Raw genomic sequence first — 1,637 nt, 5'->3', positions numbered from 1 at the left:
CCAACCATAAGCATCCCCAGCTGTCCTTCTCCTTCAGCTTCTGCTCTCATCATCCTTGCCATCAGTGCAACATCACTTTCGGTATATTTCACTCGTTACACCTTTATCACTCCTTTTATTGAATTATATGAACAGTGCTCAACAAAAATACGTTGTTGTCGATTCCTAATGAACCTGTTTAAATATGAAAAAATCAGGGAAACATATGAATGATAAATGAAGGAGGAATGCAATTATGGCATCAACACCATATGACCCATTTAGACAATTGGTAAATATGCGAAGAGATTTTGACCGTATCTTTTCTGAATTACCGTTTGATTTTGGAGGGGATAAAAATCACTTTGGAAACATTAAGGTAGATGTTTATGAAACTGAAAATGAAGTTGTGGCAACATGTGATATACCTGGACTTGAAAAGAGCGAAGACGTGAACATTGATATTGAAAATAATGTATTAACCATTAGTGGTTCTATGAATAAAACAAATGAAACAAAAGAAAAGAATATGTATAGAAAAGAACGTTACACAGGCAGTTTCCAACGAGTTATAACACTTCCTAGTCCTGTAACTATTGAAGGTGTATCTGCGACATACAAAAACGGTGTGTTAGAAGTAAAAATGCCAAAAACAACACCAAATAATAAAAAGAAAATTGATGTGGATTTTCATTAAAAATGGGCGATTTATATCAAGTGATGAAAGAATTCGAAAGGGACTATTTAGAGGAAATATCTAATATACAGCCAGAATTAGTGGACCTGCTTATACTAACTTGTCATTCTTCAGAAATTAAAAAAAAAGCTATATTAAATGAACTTACTCATAACATTAAATTATCATATATGAAAAATAATATGAATAATCTTTCGATTAGCAATCGCTGAATAAGGACTGTCGAATACGACAGTCCTGTTATTAAGGGTAGCATCAGGATTATGCGGATTTACAACGTTAAGACAAAAAACCTTGTATCAATAGGGTCTACTCTATTGATATGGAATCAATAATACGTAAAATAAGAGTTTTGAATGTATCATATGACTTGTCTCAAAACCCTTATCGTTGTTAAGTTAGCCTTTTTTTCTTCTCAGAATTGCTTAACGTTGTAAATCCGCATTTTCGGGACTGTACCCCTATTAGAAATAGTAAAAAGAATCTTCAATTTAAGATCCTTTTTTTATGCCGATAACGTGAATTATGTAAATAAGCCGTCCATATGGACGGCTTATTTTTGTTTAGCCTGATTTTGTCCTTGTTTTTTGGTCTACTTTTTGCTTTTTGGCTAGAGTGCTGGCTCGTCGTGTGGGGGCGAAACCCCACGAATTACGTATCTATTTTAGAATAAAAACTATTTTTGGACGATTGATCTAAGCGATTCGGCTTGTATACTTGTTTGTTCAAGTCGAGAACCATTGTTTTGCTTTTTGTCTGTCGGCTTGGCGAGAAAAGCATACAAGCCGAAAAAAGTTTTGCAAGGACATAATAAAAAAGAAAAGACGGTAGTCTTTAGGTGAGGATGAACGAACCGACTTTTTTATTATGAAGGTGGAGATTTTTGAGCGTTGTTTGCTCAAAAATACTACCTGTTCCTTGCGGAACTTTTAGCTCTATATATAAGAGTGAGAAGAGCAAA

The 1,637-nt window shown here is 34.2% G+C and carries 1 protein-coding gene and 1 pseudogene; one reads left to right on the top strand and one right to left on the bottom strand.

Going from position 1 to position 1,637, the window contains the following annotated elements:
• Positions 1-92 (bottom strand): annotated as a pseudogene (locus BLT20_RS30000) (cell wall hydrolase); the annotation flags it as partial.
• A gap of 143 nt (positions 93-235) precedes the next feature.
• Between BLT20_RS30000 and BLT20_RS29995 the strand changes: the two are divergent.
• Positions 236-676 (top strand): Hsp20/alpha crystallin family protein, encoded by a 441-nt coding sequence (locus BLT20_RS29995; protein WP_000168945.1) that lies wholly within the window; start codon positions 236-238, stop codon positions 674-676.
• Positions 677-1,637 lie beyond the last annotated feature (961 nt).

Source organism: Bacillus sp. cl96, from assembly GCF_900100505.1.
GTDB lineage: Bacteria > Bacillota > Bacilli > Bacillales > Bacillaceae_G > Bacillus_A > Bacillus_A cereus.
The sequence above is the reverse complement of the archived record's forward strand: the minus strand, read 5'-3'. Positions and strand labels throughout refer to the sequence as shown.

What these genes read in the sequence shown, in the direction of transcription:
- BLT20_RS29995 (WP_000168945.1), top strand. Translation starts at nt 236, where the DNA reads ATGGCATCAACACCATATGACCCATTTAGACAATTGGTAAATATGCGA.